The following is a 659-nucleotide window of genomic DNA, read 5'->3' as shown; positions in this document are numbered from 1 at the left end:
GCGGCGCATCGTGGGTGTCGCTGCACCATGGCGGCGGCGTCGGCATGGGCTTCTCGCAGCACTCGGGCGTCGTGATCGTCGCCGACGGTACCGCCGAAGCGCACGAGCGTCTCGGCCGCGTGCTGCTGAACGACCCGGCGACGGGCGTGATGCGCCATGCGGATGCCGGCTACGAACTCGCGCAGCAGACGGCCCGCGAAGCCGGCCTGAAGCTGCCGATGCTCGGCCGCTGAGCATGACGGCGCTCGATCAGGCGCCGGTGAACGCGACGATGATGCGCGCAGCGGATCTCGTCGCGTCGCCATGGAAGAACGGCGGCGGCGTGACGCGCGAAATCGCGGCGTTTTCCCCCAAGGGGACTTCCTTCGGGGCGCCGCCGGGCGCCGCGCTCGACGCTTTCGCGTGGCGCGTGAGCGTCGCGGACGTCGGCACGGACGGCCCGTTCTCGCGTTTCGACGGCGTCGACCGCACGCTCGTGCTGCTGTCCGGCGCAGGCATGACGCTCGCCGAGGAAGGCGGCGCACGCCACGTGCTCGACGCACCGCTGGCCCGCGCGGATTTCGCGGGCGAGGCGGCGATCGACGCGACGCTGCACGACGGCGCGACGCGCGACTTCAACCTGATGACGCGCCGTTCGGCCGCGCGCGGCACGCTCGACG

1 protein-coding gene and 1 pseudogene are annotated in these 659 nt (G+C 72.8%); both read left to right on the top strand.

Annotation, left to right across the window (positions count from 1 at the left end; genetic code table 11):
- Positions 1–233, top strand: a pseudogene (locus L810_RS41040) (urocanate hydratase); the annotation flags it as partial.
- Positions 234–235: 2 nt separating this feature from the next.
- On the top strand, positions 236–659 hold a 424-nt coding region (locus L810_RS41035; protein ID WP_042978259.1), incomplete at its 3' end, for a HutD/Ves family protein.

The organism is Burkholderia sp. AU4i, from assembly GCF_000466765.1.
GTDB classification, from domain to species: Bacteria; Pseudomonadota; Gammaproteobacteria; order Burkholderiales; family Burkholderiaceae; genus Burkholderia; species Burkholderia cepacia.
This window is presented reverse-complemented; position numbering and strand designations above follow the sequence as displayed.